This is a genomic window from Acinetobacter sp. ABJ-A23_2, from assembly GCF_044538765.1.
Classification (GTDB): Bacteria; Pseudomonadota; Gammaproteobacteria; order Pseudomonadales; family Moraxellaceae; genus Acinetobacter; species Acinetobacter nosocomialis_A.
In genome coordinates this window covers 1-1620 of the sequence record NZ_JBIUCP010000106.1, presented here as the reverse complement: position 1 = coordinate 1620, position 1620 = coordinate 1, and the positions used below count along the sequence as shown (strand labels likewise).

The following is a 1620-nucleotide window of genomic DNA, read 5'->3' as shown; positions in this document are numbered from 1 at the left end:
ATCATTAAGAGAATTGAAGAACAACTTGTGTGGATTTTTACTGATTGATTAATCGAAATAATTTTCATTGATTGATTGGTTTAAATTACTCGAAGTTTATTTGAGCGAAATTTAAGTCAGTAATTGATGAGCCAGAATTGGCACCTTGTCTATAAATAAGGTGCAAAATGATTTTAACTGAAGAGTTTGATCATGGCTCAGATTGAACGCTGGCGGCAGGCTTAACACATGCAAGTCGAGCGGGGAAAGGTAGCTTGCTACTGGACCTAGCGGCGGACGGGTGAGTAATGCTTAGGAATCTGCCTATTAGTGGGGGACAACATCTCGAAAGGGATGCTAATACCGCATACGTCCTACGGGAGAAAGCAGGGGATCTTCGGACCTTGCGCTAATAGATGAGCCTAAGTCGGATTAGCTAGTTGGTGGGGTAAAGGCCTACCAAGGCGACGATCTGTAGCGGGTCTGAGAGGATGATCCGCCACACTGGGACTGAGACACGGCCCAGACTCCTACGGGAGGCAGCAGTGGGGAATATTGGACAATGGGCGCAAGCCTGATCCAGCCATGCCGCGTGTGTGAAGAAGGCCTTATGGTTGTAAAGCACTTTAAGCGAGGAGGAGGCTACTTTAGTTAATACCTAGAGATAGTGGACGTTACTCGCAGAATAAGCACCGGCTAACTCTGTGCCAGCAGCCGCGGTAATACAGAGGGTGCAAGCGTTAATCGGATTTACTGGGCGTAAAGCGCGCGTAGGCGGCTAATTAAGTCAAATGTGAAATCCCCGAGCTTAACTTGGGAATTGCATTCGATACTGGTTAGCTAGAGTGTGGGAGAGGATGGTAGAATTCCAGGTGTAGCGGTGAAATGCGTAGAGATCTGGAGGAATACCGATGGCGAAGGCAGCCATCTGGCCTAACACTGACGCTGAGGTGCGAAAGCATGGGGAGCAAACAGGATTAGATACCCTGGTAGTCCATGCCGTAAACGATGTCTACTAGCCGTTGGGGCCTTTGAGGCTTTAGTGGCGCAGCTAACGCGATAAGTAGACCGCCTGGGGAGTACGGTCGCAAGACTAAAACTCAAATGAATTGACGGGGGCCCGCACAAGCGGTGGAGCATGTGGTTTAATTCGATGCAACGCGAAGAACCTTACCTGGCCTTGACATAGTAAGAACTTTCCAGAGATGGATTGGTGCCTTCGGGAACTTACATACAGGTGCTGCATGGCTGTCGTCAGCTCGTGTCGTGAGATGTTGGGTTAAGTCCCGCAACGAGCGCAACCCTTTTCCTTATTTGCCAGCGAGTAATGTCGGGAACTTTAAGGATACTGCCAGTGACAAACTGGAGGAAGGCGGGGACGACGTCAAGTCATCATGGCCCTTACGGCCAGGGCTACACACGTGCTACAATGGTCGGTACAAAGGGTTGCTACACAGCGATGTGATGCTAATCTCAAAAAGCCGATCGTAGTCCGGATTGGAGTCTGCAACTCGACTCCATGAAGTCGGAATCGCTAGTAATCGCGGATCAGAATGCCGCGGTGAATACGTTCCCGGGCCTTGTACACACCGCCCGTCACACCATGGGAGTTTGTTGCACCAGAAGTAGCTAGCCTAACTG

1 rRNA gene is annotated in these 1620 nt (G+C 49.9%); it reads left to right on the top strand.

The annotated features are described in order from the left end of the window. Window positions 1–174: 174 nt before the first annotated feature. Window positions 175–1620 (top strand): 16S ribosomal RNA (locus tag ACH63V_RS18030); the annotation flags it as partial.